Below are 21,396 nucleotides of genomic sequence, written 5' to 3'. Positions count from 1 at the left end.
TGGACCGATGCGACTCCGGGCAGTCTGGATCCGCGTGGTTTCGGCGGGGTCGGCGGCCGTTCTGCTGGTCGCCGGCCTGCTGGCCGGTGACGTCCTCGGGACTGTGCGCTCCGCCGCCGCACGCGCCGACAGCCCCGTGGACCTGGTGAACCCCTTCGTCGGCACACAGAACTTCGGCAACACCTTCCCCGGCGCGAGCGCTCCCTTCGGCATGGTCCAGGTCAGCCCGGACAACGGCGGCCAGGGCGGCTACGACTACCAGCAGGACAAGATCCACGGGTTCAGCCAGACCCATCTGTCCGGCGTCGGCTGCGGCGTCTCGGGCGAGCTCCCGATCATGCCCACCACCGGCCCCGTCCGCAGTGTGAACCCGGACGACTACCGCTCGGCGTACTCCCACTCCGACGAGGACGCCGAGCCCGGCTACTACCGCGTGGGACTCAAGAGCTACGGCATCGACGCCGAACTGACCGCCACCGCACGCACCGGCTGGCAGCGCTATGCCTTCCCGGCCGTCGGATCCGCCAATGTGCTGTTCAACACCGGCAAGGCCAATCAGGACGTGTTCGACTCCGAGGTGCACGTCGTCGGTGACCGGACCGTCGAAGGCCGCATCCGCGCGGGCAAGTTCTGCTCCGGTGACGACCGGCACACCGTCTGGTTCACTGCCACCTTCGACCGCCCCTTCAAGGCCCACGGCACCTGGCGCGGCGACAAGCCGGAACCCGGGAGCCGGGACGCGGAGGGTGAGGGGAGCAACGGCGCCTGGGTGTCCTTCGACGCGATATCCGACCGGGACGTGGTGGTGAAGACCGGTCTTTCGTACACCGGCATCGAGGGCGCCCGGAAGAACCTCCGGGCCGAGACGAAGGGCTCGTACGACTTCGACGCCACGCGCGAGGCCCTGCGCGACACCTGGAAGAAGCAGCTCGGCGCCGTACGGATCGGGGGCGGTTCGCAGCAGCGGCGAAGCGCTTTCCACACCGCGCTCTACCACGCCCAGTTGCACCCGAATCTCGCCGGTGACGTGGACGGCCGCTACCGCGGCTTCGACGACGACGTCCACACCGCCTCCGGCTTCACGCCATACCAGAACTTCTCGCTGTGGGACACCTATCGCCCGCAGAACCAGCTCCTGCAACTCCTCACACCCGGGGTCGCACGCGACATCGCGCTGTCCGTCCTCGCCATAGGCCGCGACGGCGGATGGCTGCCCCGCTGGGCGCTCGCCAACAGCGAGACCAACATCATGACCGGCGACCCGGTCACCCCCTTCCTCGTGGAGGCGTGGTCGAAGGGGCTACTGAAGGGACACGAGGAAGAGGCGTACGCCCTGCTGCGGAGGAACGCGACCCGAACGCCGCCGGCCGGCTCGCCCTTCAACGGCCGCTCCGGCGTGGACCATTACGAGGCGCGCGGCTATCTCCCCTCCGGCCTGGAGATCGGCGAGGACTGCGCCGACAAGGGCGGCGACAACGACTGCGAACACCCGGCCTCGGCCACCCTGGAGTACGCGTCCGCCGATACCTCGCTCGCCCTGATGGCCCGCGGGCTCGGGTACGAAGCGGACGCGCGGATGTTCGCCGGCCGCGGGCAGTGGTACCGGAACCTGTGGGACTCCTCGACCGGGAACTTCCGTCCGCGCACCGCCGACGGCACCTGGGTGACGCCGTACGACCCGGTCGCCGCGGGGCACCAGTTCCACGAGGGCGGGGCGTACCAGTACCAGTGGCTCGTGCCGCAGGACCCGGCCGGTCTCATCTCCCTGATGGGCGGCAGGAAGGCCGCGGAGAAGCGGCTCGACGCGTTCTTCGCCCACGACAAGCTGCTCACCGACCCGGCGGGCACCGCGCGCGAGGCCTGGATCTCCAAGCCGTACGACTACTACGGCAAGTCCACGTACAACCCGAACAACGAGCCCGATCTGCTGGCCCCGTACGTCTACCACTGGGCCGGTGCGCCCGCGAAGACGGCGGACGTGGTGCGGGCCGCGATGACCCTGTTCACCGACGGCCCGGACGGCATGACCGGCAACGACGACCTGGGCACCATGTCGGCCTGGTACGTCTTCTCCTCGCTCGGCCTCTATCCGACGATGAACGGCGGTGACTTCCTGGCCCTGTCCAGCCCGCAGTTCCCCTCGGCGACCGTGCGCATCGGACACTTCGGCGACCGTCAGGGCGGGACCCTGGCCATCAGGGCCCCGGGGGCGAGCGACACCAGGCGGTACGTGCAGAAGGCGTCGCTGGACGGGCGGAACGTCACCACGTCCTGGCTGGGCTGGCGTTCGCTCGCGCACGGCGGCTCCCTGGACCACACGCTCGGCACGAAGCCGTCCGCATGGGGGACGGCGCCTGGCGTCGAACCCCCGTCGGTGGGCCGGACGGCACCGGACACCCGCCGCCATGTCGACGCGTCACTCCGTACGCCCGCCGACGCCGTACCGCAGGGCGGTACGGCCCGGACCGCCCGTCTGACACTGGACGTTCTCGCACAGGCACCGGACCGGCTGCGCGTCTCGGTCACGCCGAAGGCGCCTCCGGGCTGGAAGGTGACGGCCTCTCCGCCCCCACCCCTGGACGTGCGGTCCGGACACGCGCCGGTGCAGAAGACGGTGGAGCTGGCGGTGACCGTCCCTGCGTCCACGCCCGTCGGCTCGTACCCGGTCCGCATCGACGTCGCGGCGGACGGCGCGAACAGGGTCACCCGCAACGCCGCTGTCGAGGTACGGCCGGCCGCGACCTGCGCGGCGACCGCGGGCACCAGCTGCGCGGTCGGCCTCGGCCCCTACCGGAACCACGACGGCACGGCGACCACCGCCCGCCCGGCCGAGGGCGACTTCGACGACCGGGGCTGGAGCTATGACGGTGCGCTGCTGCCGAAAGCCGGTCCTGTCGTCTGGAACGGAGTGCTCCACGACGCGCCCGACCCGGCAGGCCGCGGCGCGAACTTCGTCGAGGCGCGCGGCCAGACGCTGCTGCTCCCCGCGAACCGCCACGCCTCGCTGCGCCTGGTCGCTGCCTCGCACGACGGGCCGGTGACGACCCGTCTGACGGTGCGCTACGAGGACGGGAGCAGCGCCGAGGTGCCGGTCAAGATCGGCGACTGGGCCGGCAAGGCACCGGACGGCAGCTCCGTGGCCCTGGAGACGCCGCACCGGATCAAGGCGGGCCGGGGCACCGGTGGCCCGGCGGTCCGGCTGTTCGCGGACACGGCGCCCCTGGAGGCGTCCAGGACGGTGCGCTCGATGGCCCTGCCCGACGACCCGAGGATCGAGATCTACGCGATCACCCTGAGCTGAGCCCCACCGGAGGGACGCCGTGGGGGCAGACGGGACCCTTGAAGACAGGGCCTAGCATGCGGGGCATGGAGGAGACGCTCCGAGGAACGGCGGTGACCCTGCGGCCCGCGATCGACGCCGACATCCCCGCACTTGCCCGGATCCGCAGCACGCCCGAGGTCTTCCGGCGCTGGCGCGGAGGGGAGGACCTCGCCGCCGCGGTGGCCGAGGATCTGCGCGAACCCGAGACGACCACCTACGTCGTGGAGTTTGGAGGCCGGGTCGTCGGCGCGATCCAGTGGAGCGAGGAGACCGACCCGGACTACCGGCACGCCGGAATCGACCTCTACATCGACCCGGCCGTACACGGACGGGGTCTGGGCACGGACGCGGTCCGTACGCTCGCCCGCCATCTGTTCGCCGACCGCGGCCACCACCGCCTCGTCATCGACCCGGCCGCCGACAACGCCGCCGCGATCCGCAGTTACGTCAAGGTGGGATTCCGTCCGGTCGGGGTGATGCGCGACTACGAGCGCGGCCCGGACGGCACTTGGCACGACGGCCTGCTGATGGACCTGCTCGTGGGCGAGCTGAACGAGGGGTAGCGCCGGCCCTCCCGGCCTCGGGCTCTGCCGTGGGACTCCTGCAGGCGCCGGGAGAGCGAGTCGATGACGACGGCGGCGAGCAGCACACCGCCGGTGATCATGAACTGGACGGCCGCCTGGATGCCGAGCAGCGCCATGCCCGAGGCGATCGACTGGATGACGAGCGTGCCGAGCAGTGCCGACCATGCCGTGCCGCGTCCGCCGAACAGGCTGGTGCCGCCGATGACGGCGGCCGCGATGACGTTCATCACGAGGTTGCCCGAGCCCGAGGTCTGGCTTCCACCGAGCAGTCCGGGCAGAGCTCCATGACCTTCTTCTCGATCAGGGGCCTGTCGAACTGCTCGTGGCGGGGCGTCCGGTCATCGGGCGAGCAGCAGGCCGCTCTCGAAGCCGCCCTGCTCGGAGCTCTTCGAACCACCGGGGTCGCCCGCCTGACCGGCGCTTCCGCACGCGGCGAGACCGGCGGCCAAGGAGAGCGCGGCCAGGGCGGCGGCAACACGGCTCACCGATGCCACCACGCGAAAGACCTCCTCGGCCCGAGCCGTCCGCCGGCCGGTCGCAGCCCGGACGCCACCGGGGGAGCCCTGGGAACGGGCGCTTCCCGTCACACGAAACGCGACGAACGCAACCCCGGTTCGGCAGGATGGCCGGGCCCGCCTCCCAGCACGGGCGCCTGTTCGCCGGCGGGTGCGGAGAAGGCCCGGCGGGCCTCGCTCGGCCGCAGGACGATTTCGCCCCACACTTGCTTCCCGCCGCCCAAGGGCACCGAGCCCCAGGCTTCGCACACCATCTCGACCAGCAGGAGCCCCCGGCCCCCCGTGGCCTCCCAGTCGGTGCTCGTCGACCTCACCGGCGACCGCGGATGGGAGTCGCTCACCGCGATACGGAGGCGGTCGCCGACCATCGTAAGGTCCAGGCGCACCTGGCCCTGCGTGTGCACCAGCGCGTTGGTGACCAGTTCGGAGACGACGAGCAGAGCGGCGTCTTCCTCCGCCACCTCCCAGGAGCGCAGGGTGCGCGCGGTGAAGCGGCGGGCCTGACCGACCGCGTCCGGCAGTCGCCGCACCACCCAGCGCGCGCGGAACGGCAGGTCCTTCATCCCCTCGTAGCGCAGCAGAAGCAGGGCAACGTCGTCGTCGCGCCGCCTGGCCCCGCCGAGCAGTTCATCGGCCACGCGCCCCGCGTCGGACGGATCGATGGCGGCGAGCAGTTCGGCCACACGCCGCATGCCGACCTCCAGCGGAAGCGTCGCGGATTCCACCAGCCCGTCCGTGAGCAGGGCGATAACGGTTCCGGGGGTGAGCCCGACCGTGGTGATGGGGTACTCCGCGTCCGCAACGACGCCCAGCGGCGGTCCGCCCTCGACGGCCACGTCCCGGATCGTGCAGTCGGGGTCGCGGAGCAGTGGCGGCAGATGTCCCGCGCGGACGAACCAGGCGTCCCCCTCCTCCATGTCCAGGACGACATACGCGCAGGTGGCGAAGAGATCGGTCTCCATGCCGACCAGCAGCCGGTTGGCGTGGGAGACGACGACGTCCGGCGGGTGGCCCTCCACGGCGTAGGCGCGGATCGCCGTACGCATCTGGCCCATGATCGTCGCGGCCGCCGCGCTGTGGCCCTGGACGTCCCCGATGACCAGCGCCACGTACCGGTCGGACAGCGGGATCACGTCGTACCAGTCGCCGCCCACCTCCAGGCCCACGGTCGCGGGCAGATAACGGGCGACGGCCACGCCCCCGGGGAGCGCGGGGAGTGTGCGGGGCAGCAGGCTGCGCTGGAGCATCGTGGCGAGTTCGTGCTCGGCATCGTAGGCACGGGCCCGGATGAGGGCCTGGCCGACCAGGCCGGCGGTGGCGGTGAGCAGGGAGCGTTCCTCGGGGCCGAAGTCGTGCTGCTCGTCCCAGCCCACCAGGCAGACACCGACCACCCGGCCCTCGGCGGGCAAAGGCAGCACGGCGAGACCCCCGGGACCGGCGCCGGCCAGATTGCGTTCGAGGTCCTGGTCGCCGGCGAACAGGCTCGGGTGGTGCTCGTGCATCGCCGCCTCCAGCGTGGGCAGTGCACGGGCCGGAGTGTCGGGCCACTCCGACCGCCACTCGGACCGCCAGGCGTCCGGCCAGGCGCTCTGGTCCGGCGGGTCGAGGACGGTGACCACGAGGCGGTCGCCCTCGAGTTCGGCGAGCGCCACCCGGTCGGCCCCGAGCTGGTCGCGCAGGGTGACGGCAACAACCCGGCTGACGTCCCGGATGGTCATGGCTCCGGCCAGGGCGGCGGACAGCTGCTGCACCCGGGAGACCTCGTCGGCGCCGGGCCGCAGGCCCGAGGCGTCGGCTACCACACCCAGCACCCGTTCCGGCCTGCCGACGGCATCCACCAGTGTCCGGTAGCCCAGGCGCAGCCAGCGCAGTTCGCCTGAGGGCCGGCGGACGCGGAACTCCAACTCCCGCCCGCCGGGGGTCATATGGCCGGGCTCGACGATCGCCATGAGCGCGGGGACGTCGTCCGGGACGGCCCGGGCGAGCAGCGTCTCCACACGCCCGTCGAAGGTGTCCCGGTCGAGGCCGACGAGCCCGAGCGTCTCGGGGTCCGCTTCGATCCGCCCGGTGCCCAGGACGAGGGTGAAGGAGCCGACGTCGGTACGGTCCAGGGCGGGGCCGAGAACGGCGCGGGACGCCTCCGGGTCCACCGCCCCGGTGCCGCCCGGCTCACCGCCGGCCTCCAGCCGTGCCGCGACATGGTCGGCGTACAGCTCCGCAAAGCTGCGTCGCTCGGCGTCGAACCCCTCCCCCAGCTCCTCCACGACCACCAGGCAGCCCAGCCGTCTGCCGAGCGCGCCGAGCGGCAGCACCCCCAGGGTCGCCCCGTCGGGCAAGGCGGCCAGGCCGCTCTCGGGGTAGGCGGCGAGTTCGGCGCTGCCCAGCCAGAGGGCCCTGCCGGTGCGGAAGGCGTCCGCGACGGGAGAGCGGTAGGCGTCCAGCGGGTAGCTCGGCGCGAGGCCGTGGAGGTCACCGGAGCCGCCGGCCGATTCGGCGAGCCGGAGTTCACCGCCCTCCTTGCCCAGCACGTACACGGCGGCCAGCGCCGCCCGGCCGGGCCCGAGGACGGTGCCGCTCACCGCCGGCAGCGCTCCCCGTGCCGGTGGTGAGCGGCACCGTACGCCCGGCGCGCCGGGGCCGCCGAGCCGGTCAGGTCTTCCCGCGGGCGCGGGAGAACTTGCGCGGGACGTCGCATCATCCGCTCGCCTCCGACCCTGTTCGCACGCCGAGTCCGCTGTGCGGGGCCGGTCGTCCACCCACGACGCCGGGTGGGACCGGGCCCTTCCAGCGTAAGGAGGGGGAGCTGCGGCGCGCACGGCCCGCGGGGCGGCCTGCACGCCCGCGCGGTCCGGCCGCCGGAGCCGGGATGCCGCCCTCCTGCCCCCGACTTACGCTCGGTGCATGTCCGGCCACACCATGAGCGGGAGAGGCGTATGAACCGCGAGGACCTTCCTGCGCCGGCCGAGGGCCTGCTGCTCACGCACTTCATCACTGTCCGCGACGTGCCGCGGTCACGCGCCTTCTACGCCGGTGTGCTGGGCGGCACGGTGGTCCTGGAGGAGAACCCCTGCATCGTCAAGGTGGCCAACGGCTGGATCATCATGAACCCCGGCGGCGGTCCCACCGACGACAAGCCGGACGTCGTACTGCGGCCGCCCGAGGAGCCGCACGCCGTCTCCGGCTTCCTCAACGTCCGCGTGGCGGACATCCAGGGCTTCTACGAGGCCGCGCGCGCGAAGGGCGCGGAGTTCCTCACCCCGCCCATCGACCGCCGCGCCGAACTGCGCTGCTACATGCGGGACCCGGACGGCTACCTCATCGAGGTGGGCCAGGCCACGGGCATGCTGGAAGGCGTGTTCGCGAGCACAGGCGACTGAGGCGCCCGGCGCCCTCCGGGTCACAGGCGCGTGCCCGAGAGGCGCTGGTCCGTGACGCCGCCGGGGCAGGCGAACCGGGCGATGTCCCAGCCCGCGCGCCCGGCCCCCGCCTGGTAGGCGCTTTCGTAGAAGCCGAGTACGGCCGCCCGCGGATCGCTCTCCGCGCGGGCCGCGTCGTAGAGCAGCACCGCCAGATGGCTGTCCTTGCGCGCCACCCACTGCGCGGACGGGGGCGTGAGCGGCTCCTCGGCGAGCCCCGGTGGCTCGGGGGCGGTGTAGGAGTAGAAGGCGGGCTCCGGGGAGGTGTCGTCCCCGAACCAGAAGCCGAAGCTGATCACTTCCCGTGAGTACGCCTCCCGCGTCACCGGGTCGGCGTCCGACGGCTGGTCGACGTGGGCGTCGGAGAAGCGGGTGTGCGCGATGTCGAAGGTGTGCCAGAAGTGGTGGACGGGGCTGACCTTTCCCGAGTACCGCGCCGCGAACTCCTCGAGCACCGCGGCCACCTGACTGAGCACCTGCCAGTACTGGTTGGCCTGTACGGGGTCGTAGGTCGCATGCTCGGTGTCCTCGGCGAACGGCCGCCCGCTGTCGGGCAGATCGAAAGGCCTGGGGTTCTCGATGGTCACCCGGATGTCGAGGGCGGACAGCGCGGCCAGGGTGCTGTCGTAGAAGGAGGCCACGGACTGGCCGTACAGGGGAAAGGAGACCGCCCGGCCGTCGAGTTCGGTGACGATCAGTTGATGGTCGACGAAGTCGAAGTCCACCGTGAAGAGGGGGCTTCCGTCGGCCTGGCCCATCGGGCGGGTGGTGATGCCGCGTCCGGTGGGATGGAACGGCACGTTCCACCAGTGATTGCGCCGCGCGCTCGCGGCGAGGCGGATCTTGCCGATGATCTGCGCGTAGCGGTGCAGGGTCTCCTTGGTCTCCCGCCACCGGCTGTACGGCATCTCCGGGAACAGCTCCATGGCGTTCCCCTTCCTGCCCGTCCCTCCTGCGTCCCGGACCCTTCCATCATGACCGGCCGGGACCGGGGCGGCACGTCGCGGGGTCCGGGCGACCCATCGGCGTGGCCGCCCGGACCCCGCGGGACTCGCGGGGACCGCTCAGGCGCGCGACACGACGGCGGCGGTCCCGTAGGCGCACACCTCTGTGCCGACACCGCCGGCCTCGGAGACGTCGAAGCGGAACGCGAGAACGGCATTGGCGCCGCGGGCGCGGGCGTGCTCGATGAGGCGTTCCATCGCCTCGTTGCGGGATTCGACCAGAGTCTTCGTCAGGCCGCGCAGTTCACCGCCGACGAACGACTTCAGGCCCGCGCCGATCTGGGATGCGGCGTTGCGGGAACGCACCGTGAGGCCGAACACCTCGCCCACGATGGCGTCCACGCGGAAGCCCGGGAGGTCGTTGGTGGTGACGACGAGGACATCGGTCGATGATTGGCTGCCGCCGAAGTCTTCGAAGGACATGGCTGCTTATTCTCCTTGGAACATTGGGGGGTGTCACGGCGCGGCACGGATTCCACGATGCGATCCACCGTGAAGTGCCCAGCGGTGGAAGACCCGTGGACGGAACGGCATGACGCTACCGGCGGTAAGGGGTGGCGAACCTGAGTACTTGTTGCTCAAACACACTTCCGGCGTGGGAACCTGATCTCCCGTCGCATCCGGCGTCCGGCGTCCGACCCGGTGCCACGGGGACGGTGTCCCCTGGCGGCCCCAGCCCGCCGTAGGACACCGCTGGCGGCGCCCCAGCCGAGGAGCTGCACACCCGTGAGACGGCCACGGTGCCGTCTCAGTGTCCGAGGTCGGTCAGCAGGTCGTCGAGAACGGTCTCCTCCTCGATGCGCACACCGAGTTCGGCGAGGACCGCGGGCAGGTCCGGGTCCCACGCGACGGTGGTCGGCGTGCCGGTCAGAGGCGGAGCCAGGGGGGTGGCGGCGACGGCGGCGCGGTAGTCGGCGGCCGTGTAGCGCCAGGGGTGCCAGGGGACGCGTCGCAGCAGGGCGGAGGCGATACGCAGACCGCCCCAGTCGAAGTCACCGTGATAGCGCAGCGTGGTTCCCTGGGCGTGCAGGTGGCGCAGCAGGGTGAGGGCGGCGGCCGAGGGCTGCCCCTGGAGGCAGACCAGCGTCGGGCAGGCGGCGCCCAGGGTGTCGGCCGCGGTGGCCAGGACGGTCGGGTTCTCGCAGACGCGGACGACAGCGGGTGCCGTGCGCGGCGGGTGCCGGGTGAGCTGCCGTAGCGTCAGAACTGCCGGTTCGCCCTCGTCAGCCGACCAGTCGAGGGCGGGGGTGCCGCGCAGGCCCAGGGTCAGGACCGTGGCGGACAGGGCGTCCTTGAGGAGCCCGGCTGCGGCCCAGGCCTCGCGGCGCCACTCGGCTCCGCTGCCGTCCGGGAAGCCGGTCAGCGTGCGGACGCCGGACAGTACGAGGGTGGCGAGTGGGGTGCCGTCGTCGAGGGCGTGGGCGTCACCGACGGTGGCGGCGGCGAAGGCGGGCAGGGAGACGGCTGGGTCCGCGGGTAGCCTGCGCAGGACCTCGGCGGCGTCGCCCAGCAGTCTCTTCGCCTTGTGCGGGGTGCGGGCGAGGCGGCGTACGAGGCCATCGCGGCGCAACCGATCGGCCCAGTCGGCCAGTTGGGGCCGACAGGTACGGATCAGGGTCTCAAGGGGTTCGTACGCGTGCCGCCAGGCCTGCTCCTCCCGCCCGCGAACGTCGGCGACCCGGGCGACGGGTCCTGTGAGGGCGGTGACGGCGGCGCCCAGGCCACCGGGGCTGACACCGGAGCGGCGTAGGACAGCGTCCACCGCGTCGAGGCGCACGCTGAGCGAGCGTCCGGCGCCGGGGCCACGGCCTAGCAGCCGCTCGACGGCGGCGCGCTGCGCGGGGGTGGGGTCGGTCAGGGTGACCGGGTGGGTCAGGGGTTCCTCCCGTGCCATGCGGCGGCGTACGCGGTCGACCAGCCAGGCCAGATCAGGACCGCCGAGCAGGCGGGCCAGGCGGTCGCGGTCGACGGACGCCGGGGGCTGCCCGTCGTTCACGGCCACAGGGCGTCCTCGCGCTCAGCGGTGGAGGCTGTTGCCTGCGCTGGGAGGGACACGAGCACATGGCACGGCTCCGTGCCCCGCATCCGTTCGGCCCCGTCCCATTCCCAACGGGTCACCAGGACCGCCGGGATCTCGTCGACGCGGGAGAGCTGCGCGATGGCGATGCCGGGAACCTGCGGGTAGCAGGCCCATTCGCGTTCGCTGGTCATCACCACGTCGAGGTCGAAGGCGTGCAGCAGGCCCAGGCACTTGGCGCGGGAGTCGTCGTCGACTCCGGCGAACGCCTCGTCCAGGGTGACCAGACGCGGGGCGTGCGGGGCGGCCGTGGCGTAGTGCGAGGAGGCCGCCGCGAACAGCGGGACACTCACGGCCAGGACGCGTTCGCCGCCGGAGGCAGGCCCGGTGGCCGGAACCCACTTGCCCTGCTGGTGGCGTTCGATGCCGAACTCGTGCCAGGCGCGGTAGTCGAGGGCCGCGGTGAGCACCTCCAGCCAGCTGCCCGCGGTGTCGTCCGCCTGCCTGCGGGCGATCTCGGCCTGCAGGAACTCGCCGACCGCGGCCCGGTCCTCGGGCGTCCAGGCGTCGGCGGACTGGCGCAGCCGCTCGCGGGCCTGGGCGAGGCCCGCCGGGGCCTTGCGCGAAGGTCGCCAGACCAGTCGCAGCCTCATGCCGGTGGAGGTGGGCCGGTCCTCAAGCTCGTCGTTCATGGCCCGCACCTGATGCTCAGCGGCGCCGATCATCTCCTGCAGGGTGCCGGCGACCTCGGTGAGGAGATGGGTTTCGAGGACCTCGCGTTCGTGCGCGGACAGGATGCGGGTCAGCTCGGCGACTTCCGCGGCGAGGGCCTCGGCGAGCTCGGGGACGGCCCGCTGACGGCCCTGGTAGACGATCTCGACGACCATGCCCTCCTCGGCCATCCGTGCGGAGGCGCTGTGGCCGCCGCGGGAGAGGGCGTCCTGGAGCTTCTTGTACTCCTCGCTGAGCCGCTTCTGCACCCGCTCCCAGGCGCCGTCGGAATCGTCGGAGCCCGACAGTTCTGTCTCGATGGAGCGGGCGAGAGCGACGGCCGGGGTGGCCGCCCACGGCCCGGCGTCGAGCGGGGGTACGGCGGCCTCGGGAAGGGCGACGGACAGCAGACCGGTGACCGCGAACCGCTGAAGGGCGGCGATGGCCTCGGCGCGGGCCGCGGTCGCCTCACGGACGTCCACTTCCAGGCGTTCGGTGTGTCCCTGAGCGAGGTGGGCGCGCCGGTCGGCGGCCGTGTGGTCCTCGCGGGCCCGCCGCTGGTCGCCCTCGCAGGCCGCCAACGCGTCGGCGGTCTCGGCGAGACGCCGCTGGAGCTCCGCCACGGCGGTGCCGACGGTGGAGCGCAACGTGGTGTGGCGTGCGTCGGCGGCGGCGGCGAGCCGGGCGGAGTCCTCGGTGCGCAGGGACAGTTCGGCCACTCGGGCGCCGGCCCGCTCGGTCTCGGTCCGCTGGTCGGCCAGGGCGCGCCCCGCGTCGGCGCGCTCACGCAGGGCGGGCCACAGGGCGGCGAGGACGGCACCGTAGTCGGCCAGGGCCTGGCGGACGACGGCCAGGCCGCCCCGGTCCGCGGGCAGGTCGACCGCCGCCGCGGTCTCAGCGAGTTCGGTGGCGGCCTCGGCTTCCTGCCGTGACACGGCCGCCAGTTCGGCCGCGTGTTCGTCGCGGCGGGCAAGGGCCCGGTGGGCGGCATCGGCAGCGGCGGCGGCGAGCGCGTGCGCGTGCCGCAGGGTCGCGTCGTCGGGAAGGGCGGCCAGCTCGGTATCGAGGGTGCTGCGGCTCCGGTGCACGTCGACGCGCTCGGCCTCGAGCTGGTCCATCTCGCCCGCCAGGGCACTGAGTTCGTCACGCAGGCCAGCGATCCGGGCCCGGCGCGCCTCCTCCCGGGCGCCCTCGCCGACGTACACGGCCGCCGGTTTCGACCAACTGCCGGTCAGCGCGCCGACGCGGAAACGGCCGTCGACCGCCACCCAGGTGTTACCCGGGCTACGGGAGCCGAGGCCCACGGCCGTCAGCAGCCGGGAGACGGTGTCCTCGCCCACTGCCAGGGCGCGGGCGTCGCTGTGGTCGACGGCAGGGCGGAGCACGTCGGCGAGAGTCGGCTCGCTCGAGGGAGTACCCGGCAACAGCAGAACGTCGTGCCCGTCCGCGTGCACAGCGGTGCCGTCCGGGTACACCCAGGCGTCCAGCAGACCCGAGGCCTCCAACGCGGCCTCCAGGCCGGCCCGTTCACCGGCCGACACATGCTCGCGGAAGTCGACCAGCCGCCACAGCGGCGCCCCCGGCGCCTGGTCGCGGACGCCGGGCGTACGGGTGTGCGGTGCCGTAGGGCCGCACTGGCCGCCCGCCTCCAGCTCGGCCAGTTCCCGCTCGGCCTCGGCAGACCGGGCCCGGAGCCCGGCGAGTTCCTGCCCGAGGGCGGCCGTCCTGTCGGCCAGGTGTGCCGCCCGTTCGCGATGGGTGTGAGCCGCGTGTCCCCGTGCGGGGTACTGTCCCTGACAGTGCGTCACCCAGTCCTGGAGCTCGTCCAGCAGCCCGGCGGGGTCGGCGACGGCCAGTTCCTGGCATCCGTCCAGATGGGCGCGGACCCGGGCCACGAGGTCCCGGCCCGTCTCGGCGGCCCGCCCCTCGGCCTCGGCCTGTCGGCCCACGGTGTGGCCGACCTCGGTCTCTGCCTCGTCCAGGCGGCGGGCGGCGGCCCGCCGTTCGGCGGCGGCCTCGTCGGCGCGGGCCGCCAGCTCCTCCACGTGCTCGACGGTGCGGCGCCTGCGCGCCACGGACTCCTCGGCCGCACGCCGCAGTTGGCTCTCCGGTACGCCGTCAGTGCGCAGCTCGCCGTCGAGCCGGGCCGCGGCTGCCGCCTCCCGCTCGCGGGTGAGCGTGTCGGCGACCCGCTGCTCGGCCGCGTCGAGGCGTCGCCGCGCCGTCTCCAGACGGCCGAGCGCCCGGGTGTGCGCCTGGGCCGCCTCGTCCCGGTCGGCCTGGGCGCGGGCCAGCTCCCCGGCGGTGCGGCGGGCGTCTGCCGCCGCCTGCTCCAGCTCCCGGGCGCTGCGCATCTCGGGGCCCTCGCGCAGGGCCGCCTCCTGCGCCTTCAGACGGGTGGCGGTCTCCTCCAGCTCGGCGATCCGCTCGGCGGCCGCCGCCCGATCCCGCTCGGCGTCCTCCCGCTGGGCACGGGCCTGGGCCAGGTCGCGGTGCAGCTGCTCGTAGCGGGCGTGCTCGCTGCGGGGCAGCCGGGCCCGGCGCCGCGTCGCGACGCGGGCGTAGCGGCGGTAGTGGTCCAGGAACGCGGAGGCGGCCCGCTCTGCTTCGGCGGCGGCCCGCAGCTCCTCCTTCTCCTCGTCCAGGGACCGGAACGCCTCGGCCACGTCCGCGACCACCGCCTGGTCCATCGGCGGCAGCGCCTCGGTCAGCGCCCGGGACAGCGCGGCCTCGTTGGGCCGTTTCGACAGCTGCGGCTGGCGCAACTGGATCAGCAGGTCGACCAGGGCGGCGTAGCGGCGCTCGCCGAGTCCGAACAGCGCCTCGTCCACCGCCCTGCGGTACGCCGTGGCCGTGTCGTACACCATGCCGCGTCCGGCGACCGTGTCCGCGAGCCGGTCCCGGGACAGCGCGGTGCCGGTGGCGTCCAGCAAGCTCAGCTCCTCGCCGACACGCTGGTCGGTGACCGCGTACCAGTGCCGGGCGATGCCCCGGCCCGCCACCGCCTTCAGCCCGCAGGCGAGCGTGCGGAAGCGGGCCTGTCCGGTGTCGGCGTCGACGCGGCCGAACTCGATCCAGGTGTATCCGAGCCGTTCGGGGTACGGATGCTCTCCGCCGAGCAGCAGATTCCACTCCATGCGCTTGTTCGGGTCGGCGTCCGGCTCCACGCGGCGCGCGGACAGGTCACCGTCCAGCAGGAACGGGAGCGTGAGGGCGAGGACCTTGGACTTGCCGGTGCCGTTGTTGCCGCGCAGCAGCAGCCGTCCGTCGCGGAACCAGAACTCCTCGGTGTCGTAGTAGAAGAGGTCGACCAGGCCGATGCGCAGCGGTCGCCCGCGGCCAGGAGCGGGCTGGGGCAGGGCGGTCACGGCTGTGGTGCCTTTCGTCGGAAGGTGCGGGGGCTGCGGACTCCTGGTTCCACGACGACGGTCTCGCCGACCGCGTACCGGGCGAGCGCGGGCAGCGGAGCCACGCCCTGGGACGTGCGGGTGACCAGGGCGAGCGCGGTCAGCTTGACCAGAGCCTGCTCCACCAGCTCCCCTTCCGCGCCGGGCTGCTTGGCGCTCTTGGACCAGAACCCGCCGTGCTCGGCGGCCAGTTCCCGCACCCGGCGCTCCAGCTCCTGACGGCTCACCTCGCCGCCCGCCGCCGCGAGGTGCTCGGCGAGCAGGAGGGTGACATGCCCATGGGTGCCCTGTTCGGGCATCCGTACGTCGGTGAGGTCGTCCTGGGGGTCGACCATGGCGATGCCCTCGGCGCGTACTTCCGCCACCATGCCGGTCAGTTCGCTGACGCGGGCGGTGAGGAAGGCGCGCTGGCGGGTCAGGTAGGCGAGTTCCTCGTCGCTCAGCTCGTCGTAGTACAGCACCGGGTCGTCGAGGAGGAGACGGGTGAGCTTCTGGCGGATCGCCCGGAACCGCAGCTCGTCGCTGTCCAGCGCGCTCTCCGCGGTGAGCCGGTCCAGCCGCTCCTCGAAGCCGTCGGCCGTGATCGTGGAGGGGCCGTGGCGGGCGGCGAGCAGTCCGGCCAGGACGCGGCGTTGGACGTCGTAGAGCACATCGCCCGTCCCGCTGACGTAGGCGTCCTCGTCCCCGGCGACCCGCCGCAGCACGCCGTGGCGCAGCAGCAGCCGTACGACGGCGGCGAGGTCCAGTCGCTCGTCGCGCCGCTCCAGTGTGAACGCGATCCCTGCCGCGGCCAGTTGCGGGTCGGCGGCCTCCAGCACCACCTGTTCGGCGAGACGGCCGAGCGCGATCTGTGCCTCCCCGCGTTCCAGTACGGCGAGCGCCAGGCACAGCAGCACATAGCGGCGGCGGGTGAACGGCGCACCGGCGCGGGACGCCTCGCGGGCCGGGTGGGTGGCCTCGGCGAGGGTGCCAGGTGCCTTGCGCAACCGGGCGACCTCCGCGTCCACGCGCAGCGACCAACCGGTGTTGCGCTCGAACCAGTCACGCAGCTCGCCCGCATACTGCCTGACCAGGCGGTACGCGTCGGCGCCCGGGCCGTGCGCGAGCAGCAGCGGCTCCTTGAGCAGGGCGCGTGCGGCTTTCTGGAACTCGGCGGTGCGCCGGCCGTCCAGTACCTCACCCAGGGGTGTGGTCATCGCGCCTCCCGTGCGGGGACGCCCGCGGTCAGATCGGTGAGCTCGACGAGGTGGTCGGGGCCGCGGAACACCCCGCCCGGCGTGCGGATCTCGGCCGTCGAACCATCCTTGAGCGCAGTGAGCCGGATCTCCATCGTGCCGTCGTTGCTGGGGGTGACGGTCGTCGTCATACCGGGCCGCCAGGTGGCCAGGGCGTCGCCGAGCAGCCGCAGGAACAGCCCGAAGGCCATGGGGTCGAGCTCTCGCAGCGCGGAAAGCCGGGTGATGCCGTCCGTCGCGAGCCGGGCGCGGGCGGCGGCGATCTCCTCCGCCTGCTTGGCGGCGATCTCCGCCAGCTGCCGCCGCTGTTCGGAGCGGTCCTGCACCTTGCGGGGTTTGCCGCGCCGCTCGTAGCTGCCGGTGCGGCGCAGCTGCGGGCTGATCCGCAGCGGCTCGGCCTCGGCCCACGGGGTGGACGCGGCCACCGGGCGGGCCGCGCGGTCGGCGAGGGTGTCGGCGTCGACGGTGAGATGCCGGGCGGGGTACAGACCGAACGCGGCGCGCCACAGCCGGTGCCGCACCTCGGCGTCGGGAACCTCGGCGAACCAGCGGGCCAGCGTGCGGAAGTCCGCCGACCGGTCCGAACGCCCGGCTCGCCGCTCGTTCAACTGCCGTACGACGGCGAGGAGCTGCGGAATGGCCCCGAGGGCGCGACCGCGCAGCAGCCGCGCCTGGGCCTCGCGGCCGTCGGCGGACACGAACCAGGCGGACAGGCCCGCCCACTTCGCCGCCCACCGCGCGTACGCCCGCGCCTCGGCGCTCTCGGTCTCGTCCGGGGCGGCGTCGGCCGCCTCCCGCACCGCCGCCAGCCGCAGCAGCACGCCGACCCGTCCCTGCGCCTCCAGTTCGCCGATGAGCCGGGCGATCCGCCCGCCGAGGGTGATGAGGTCCTGGATGAACCGCTCCAGGTACTGGATCAGCCGGTCCTTGTAGGCGAGGAACACCTCGACCTCGACGCCGTGCAGGTCGATGGTGCGCTGCAGCGAACCCATGAAGGCCCGCGCGTTCTCCGCCAGCGCCTCGAACCTGCTCGTCAGCGTGGACAGCGCCAGGTGGGCCTTGGCCGGATCCGGTTCGTCCTCGGCGGCGATCACCAGCAGGACGCGCAGCTGCGTGACGGTGTCGTGCAGCGCCACCGCCTGCAGCGCGCCGCGCCGCCCCAGCGCCTCGTCGTACACGGACAGCGCCTGTTCCGCGGCCTCGCCGGCCTGGGTGAGCTGGTAGATGAACCGTCTGCGGTAGAAGTCCTCGACCGCGGTGACCCGGGAGGTGTCCGGGTCCGCCCGCAGATTGCCCCACCCGACGAGGCTGTCCAGCGCCTTGACAACGGCGTCCGGGGCGGCGGGGCGGTGCTCCGACGGCAGCGCGGCGTGGACGTCCTCGGGCCGCAGATGCACCGCGAACCGCTCCTTAGCCGTCAGGAACGCCCTCATCACGTCGCGGTAGAGGTCGCTGTTGGGTGCGGTGAGGTGCGCGAAAGGCGCGTATGGGGGGTTGCCGGACGGCTCGGTACGTTCGGAGGACTCGGCGGGCTCGGTGCGGTCGGGCTCGGCGGGCTGCGGCGTCATCGTCCTGGCATTGTCCCTGAGGCAGACGCCGCACTGAAACCACGGCCCGACCTGCGGAGAGCTATCGGGGTCTCGGCGGCCGTTACCGCCACCACCCGAGAACACCGATGTAGCAACATGTGTCAGTGCGCACTTGAGTGCCGCCATCGCTGTCGCAGAGGGGTACGCGGACGCGGACGACGGCAAAGGCGTCGGCCTGACCGACGCGATGAACGTGGTGCTGGCCGCCGTTTACCGCACTGACGCCATGTTCACCACCGACCGCCACTTCCGCATGATCCGCTTCACTGACCGGCCATCCGGCCCTCGTCTTCTGCCCCGACGATCTGTAGCGGCTCGTCAGGCACGCGACCGCCGAGCGCGAGCACCGCAGCGCGGGTCCCGTCGACCTGCTGGCCGCCGCTGCCGTGGAAGCGCGGGCACCGGGCCCCGCCCCCTTCACAGCCCGTACCGGTCGAGGATGCTCATCAGCTTGCGCCGGCGTTTCAGTTCCGCCCGCAGGCCGGCGAGATGGTCGGTGAACGCCTCCTGCGTCTGCAGCGCGCGATGGCACTCACGGGCGCCCAGCAGCAGTCGCGCCAGGTGCTCGTAGGCACGGTCGCCGGTCGGCTCCTTCAGCCGCTCGACCAGCCTCAGGTAGACCGCGAGCGCCTCGACCGGGTGCGTCTCGCGTGACAGGTCGGCGAGGCGTTCCCACTGCCGGTCGTCGGCGAGCCCGGCGGCCTCGCACCAGGCCGCGTCCACATCGCCGTCATCGAGCAGCGTGTCGATCAGCACGGGACCGCCATACCCGCCGCCGCGCTCACGGCGGGCGTCCTCCTTCAGGACGGCCAGCGCGGCCACACGCTCGGCCTCCCAGCACTGCGCCGCCTGAGCGGCAGAGCGCAGCTGCTGGTAGGCGGCCAGAGACCGCTCGGCATGGAACCGGTCCCGGCGCACTCCGACCACGTCCGCCGACCGCCCCGCCTTCGCGTAACGGGCACACACGTAGTCGACCAGGCGGCCATCGATGTACGTCTCGGCGGCACAGTCCCGAATTCCGCGCTCCGCCCACGCGAGCGCCTCGTCCGCGCGGCCCGCCGATTCGAGTTCCTCGGCGATACGCAGATGCGTGGCACCGGACTGGGCGAGGTCCTGCGCGTACAGGGCGATCAGCGCATCGACGTCGCCCTCCGCCTTGACCAGACGCTCCGTCAGATACCGCTCCGCCCACCCGGACGGCCTGCGCCGCCGGGCATCGGCCGCCAGCTGCCGCAGGCGGGCAAGCCCGCTCGGCCCCAGCACCTCGGCGTAGTCGAGCGGGTCCAGGTCCGTCACCCCGCTGCCGTCGCCGAGGACGTGGCCGACCAGCCACTCGCCCAGCCGCTCCGGATCGGGGCGCGCAACTCCGCACGCCTCCCGATGGGCCTCGACCACCGTGTCAGCGGCCTGCCCGACCACCCCGTCGGAGTCGTCGATCTCCCCGTACGCCTCCCCCAGCACCCGGATCGCCTCCTCGGCCAGAGCGACCGCCTGCGCCGCCTGCCCGCCGGCGGTCAGGGCGCCCAACGCGGCCGCCGCCTCTGCCACCTGCTGCGCATACCCGGGGGCATCGGCGTGCTCGACGTACCCGTACCGGGCGAAAGGCCGCGGATCGATCAGCGCCAGGATCCGCTCCCGGACGATACCGAGGTCGGAACGAGCAGCGGCGGCCCGCAGCTCCAAGCGCCGACGCAGTTCCCGGTCCTCGGCGATCTGTTCCCGCACCAGCGCCAGGAGTTCGTCACGCGAGCACGCCGAGAGCCACGCCTCCAAGCCGGACGCTCGTGCCCGTGCCGCGGCCCGCTGATGCGGAATCGTCTTCGCCCGCCGCAGCACGGTCAGCCCGACCGCCACACAATGCTTGCAGAAGTTGCCCTCCTGCCCGTACGGGCAGTCGCACCACCCCGACATGCCCTCACCGCCACCGAGGGTGAGCTCCACCTCGTAGACATCCGTACCGCGCACCACTGCGGTAACCGAGCCCTCCCCCACCTCCAGACCGCTCACCGCGTCCAGATACCCCAGCCCCCGCTCGAAGGACCGCGCCCCGGCCAGCGCCCGCAGATCGTCCTCGCCGAATCCCACCGCTTTCCGTGCCACGCCGGCCATTCAACCGCGAGGCGGCAGGTGCGGAACACCGACCAGCCCACCGATAAGCCAGACTTCCTCACCTACCCGAATACGCCTCCCGACCCCGCCCGCAGCTCGGCCCCGGCCTCGATCTTGCCTGCGTGTTCCCGTTTCCGCGGGTCAGACGGGTGGACGCTGTCGAGCCTCGCTCCAGCCGAACGGGCGACCCCGAAGCCAATGACACGGTCGCCGTACCGGTGAGCCGAGAACAGCCTCCACATCCCGGGATCGGCGCCGCATTCCGCATAGCCATGAGACGTCCGCTGCAACCCTCTCGTCATCGACTGGCGATCAGTGGACACCACGAGACTCGTACTATATCTTGTACAAGTCGAGAAGGGAGGCGGCAAGCATGTCCATCACCGCCAGCGAGGCGCGCCAGAACCTGTTTCCGCTGATCGAACAGGTCAACGAGGATCACGCACCAGTTCACATCACCTCCCGCAAGGGGAACGCCGTCCTGATGTCCGAAGAGGACTTCAGCTCCTGGACCGAGACAGTGCACCTCCTGCGCTCCCCCAAGAACGCCCGTCGCCTGCTCGACTCCATCGCCGAGGCGGAGGCCGGCAAGGCCCAGCATCGCGAGCTGATCGACCCCGACGCGGAGCGGGCGTGAAGATCTCGTTCACGACCCACGCCTGGGAGGACTACACCTACTGGGCCGAGAACGACCGCAAGATGGTCAAACGCATCAACAAGCTCATCGACGACACCATGCGCGATCCCTTCAAGGGCATCGGCAAGCCGGAGCCCCTGAAGGGCGACCTTTCGGACTACCGGTCCCGGAGAATCGACGACACACACCGGCTCGTGTACAAGCCGACCAACGATGAGTTGACCATCGTTCAGGCTCGGTACCACTACTGACACGGCCCGAAGAACGCGGCGCCACCCTTCCCCTTCGAGGGACACCGGCCCCGCTGTGCGAGCTCACACTGCACGGCGTCATCCCAGCGCCCTTCGCTCCTCGGGATTGATGAAGGGCGGCAGAGAGCACCCAACCCGTCGGCCTGTTCGTCGCGGTGGGCCGCGCCGGAAGCGGACCCACGGGTACTCCGGCTCAAAGGGGCTCACGCCTATGGAACACGCTGCGGTGATACTCCGCACCAAGAGCTGCACCCCGGCGCGCGGAAGAGGCAACACAGAGCCGAGGCCTCGCTCGACGCCTTCCCTCCACGGTGCCGATCAGGCGATACGGCCAATTTCGCCCATGCCTCGCATGCCGCCCGCACCATGTCCCCTACGTGTCCCCTGGATCTTGACATGAACGGTGAAGGGAGGTCACCACCTTGCGAGTGATGCCCGCCGTTCTCGCGTTTCCGAGGTAGAAACGGTTCTCCTCGCGTAGCGAGGTGGGTGGGGCGGGTGGGACTCGAACCCACGACCGACGGATTATGAGTCCGCTGCTCTAACCGGCTGAGCTACCGCCCCGTATCGGCGCGCCGCGCACATCTGTGCGCGCCGTC

14 protein-coding genes, 1 tRNA gene and 1 pseudogene are annotated in these 21,396 nt (G+C 72.5%); 5 read left to right on the top strand and 11 right to left on the bottom strand.

Going from position 1 to position 21,396, the window contains the following annotated elements; translation table 11 throughout:
• The first annotated feature begins 7 nt into the window (after nucleotides 1–7).
• Nucleotides 8–3,301: a GH92 family glycosyl hydrolase gene (locus tag AB0M26_RS13300; protein ID WP_365259202.1), complete on the top strand. Its 3,294-nt coding sequence runs from the start codon at nucleotides 8–10 to the stop codon at nucleotides 3,299–3,301.
• Nucleotides 3,302–3,366: 65 nt separating this feature from the next.
• Complete coding sequence (locus tag AB0M26_RS13295) at nucleotides 3,367–3,885, top strand: GNAT family protein (protein ID WP_365259199.1); 519 nt, start codon at nucleotides 3,367–3,369, stop codon at nucleotides 3,883–3,885.
• Nucleotides 3,886–3,905: 20 nt separating this feature from the next.
• Here the strand turns inward: AB0M26_RS13295 and AB0M26_RS13290 are convergent.
• The 3 genes and pseudogenes from AB0M26_RS13290 to AB0M26_RS13280 all read right to left on the bottom strand — a co-directional run.
• Nucleotides 3,906–4,163: pseudogene (locus tag AB0M26_RS13290) on the bottom strand (sugar ABC transporter permease); the annotation flags it as partial.
• A gap of 81 nt (nucleotides 4,164–4,244) precedes the next feature.
• On the bottom strand, nucleotides 4,245–4,403 hold the full coding sequence (locus AB0M26_RS13285; protein WP_365259196.1) for a hypothetical protein: 159 nt from the start codon (nucleotides 4,401–4,403) through the stop codon (nucleotides 4,245–4,247).
• Nucleotides 4,404–4,489: 86 nt separating this feature from the next.
• Nucleotides 4,490–7,000 (bottom strand): SpoIIE family protein phosphatase, encoded by a 2,511-nt coding sequence (locus AB0M26_RS13280; RefSeq protein WP_365259193.1) that lies wholly within the window; start codon nucleotides 6,998–7,000, stop codon nucleotides 4,490–4,492.
• Nucleotides 7,001–7,354: 354 nt separating this feature from the next.
• Between AB0M26_RS13280 and AB0M26_RS13275 the strand changes: the two genes are divergently transcribed.
• Complete coding sequence (locus AB0M26_RS13275; protein WP_365259190.1) at nucleotides 7,355–7,798, top strand: VOC family protein; 444 nt, start codon at nucleotides 7,355–7,357, stop codon at nucleotides 7,796–7,798.
• 20 nt (nucleotides 7,799–7,818) lie between these two features.
• Here AB0M26_RS13275 and AB0M26_RS13270 read toward each other — a convergent pair whose 3' ends face one another.
• The 7 genes from AB0M26_RS13270 to AB0M26_RS13240 form a co-directional block, all read right to left on the bottom strand.
• Entirely contained in the window at nucleotides 7,819–8,763 is a 945-nt protein-coding gene (locus tag AB0M26_RS13270; RefSeq protein ID WP_365259187.1) for a DUF5996 family protein, read from the bottom strand.
• Between the two features lie 138 nt (nucleotides 8,764–8,901).
• Nucleotides 8,902–9,264: a YbjQ family protein gene (locus tag AB0M26_RS13265; RefSeq protein ID WP_365259184.1), complete on the bottom strand. Its 363-nt coding sequence runs from the start codon at nucleotides 9,262–9,264 to the stop codon at nucleotides 8,902–8,904.
• A gap of 325 nt (nucleotides 9,265–9,589) precedes the next feature.
• Entirely contained in the window at nucleotides 9,590–10,843 is a 1,254-nt protein-coding gene (locus AB0M26_RS13260) for a TIGR02679 family protein (RefSeq protein ID WP_365259181.1), read from the bottom strand.
• A complete protein-coding gene (locus AB0M26_RS13255; protein ID WP_365259179.1) occupies nucleotides 10,834–14,937 on the bottom strand; it encodes a TIGR02680 family protein in 4,104 nt (1,367 codons plus the stop codon). Before AB0M26_RS13255 ends, AB0M26_RS13260 begins: the two co-directional genes overlap by 10 nt.
• Nucleotides 14,934–16,172, bottom strand: a complete 1,239-nt coding sequence (locus AB0M26_RS13250; RefSeq protein WP_365259176.1) for a TIGR02678 family protein — start codon at nucleotides 16,170–16,172, stop codon at nucleotides 14,934–14,936. Before AB0M26_RS13250 ends, AB0M26_RS13255 begins: the two co-directional genes overlap by 4 nt.
• A complete protein-coding gene (locus tag AB0M26_RS13245; protein WP_365259174.1) occupies nucleotides 16,169–17,779 on the bottom strand; it encodes a TIGR02677 family protein in 1,611 nt (536 codons plus the stop codon). Before AB0M26_RS13245 ends, AB0M26_RS13250 begins: the two co-directional genes overlap by 4 nt.
• A gap of 438 nt (nucleotides 17,780–18,217) precedes the next feature.
• Nucleotides 18,218–19,900 carry a DUF6880 family protein gene (locus AB0M26_RS13240; protein ID WP_365259171.1) on the bottom strand — a complete coding sequence of 561 codons (1,683 nt, stop codon included), beginning with the start codon at nucleotides 19,898–19,900 and terminating at the stop codon, nucleotides 18,218–18,220.
• Between the two features lie 382 nt (nucleotides 19,901–20,282).
• Between AB0M26_RS13240 and AB0M26_RS13235 the strand changes: the two genes are divergently transcribed.
• Together AB0M26_RS13235 and AB0M26_RS13230 are read left to right on the top strand one after the other, a co-directional pair.
• Nucleotides 20,283–20,546 carry a type II toxin-antitoxin system prevent-host-death family antitoxin gene (locus tag AB0M26_RS13235; protein WP_142164117.1) on the top strand — a complete coding sequence of 88 codons (264 nt, stop codon included), beginning with the start codon at nucleotides 20,283–20,285 and terminating at the stop codon, nucleotides 20,544–20,546.
• Nucleotides 20,543–20,797, top strand: coding sequence for a Txe/YoeB family addiction module toxin (locus AB0M26_RS13230; RefSeq protein WP_365259168.1), 255 nt, complete (start codon nucleotides 20,543–20,545; stop codon nucleotides 20,795–20,797). Before AB0M26_RS13235 ends, AB0M26_RS13230 begins: the two co-directional genes overlap by 4 nt.
• 490 nt (nucleotides 20,798–21,287) lie before the next feature.
• On the opposite strand, the gene AB0M26_RS13225 is transcribed toward AB0M26_RS13230, so the two are convergent.
• Nucleotides 21,288–21,361: transfer RNA gene (locus AB0M26_RS13225), tRNA-Ile, on the bottom strand.
• Nucleotides 21,362–21,396: the final 35 nt, after the last annotated feature.

This window comes from Streptomyces sp. NPDC051776, assembly GCF_040681345.1.
Classification (GTDB): domain Bacteria; phylum Actinomycetota; class Actinomycetes; order Streptomycetales; family Streptomycetaceae; genus Streptomyces.
This window is presented reverse-complemented; position numbering and strand designations above follow the sequence as displayed.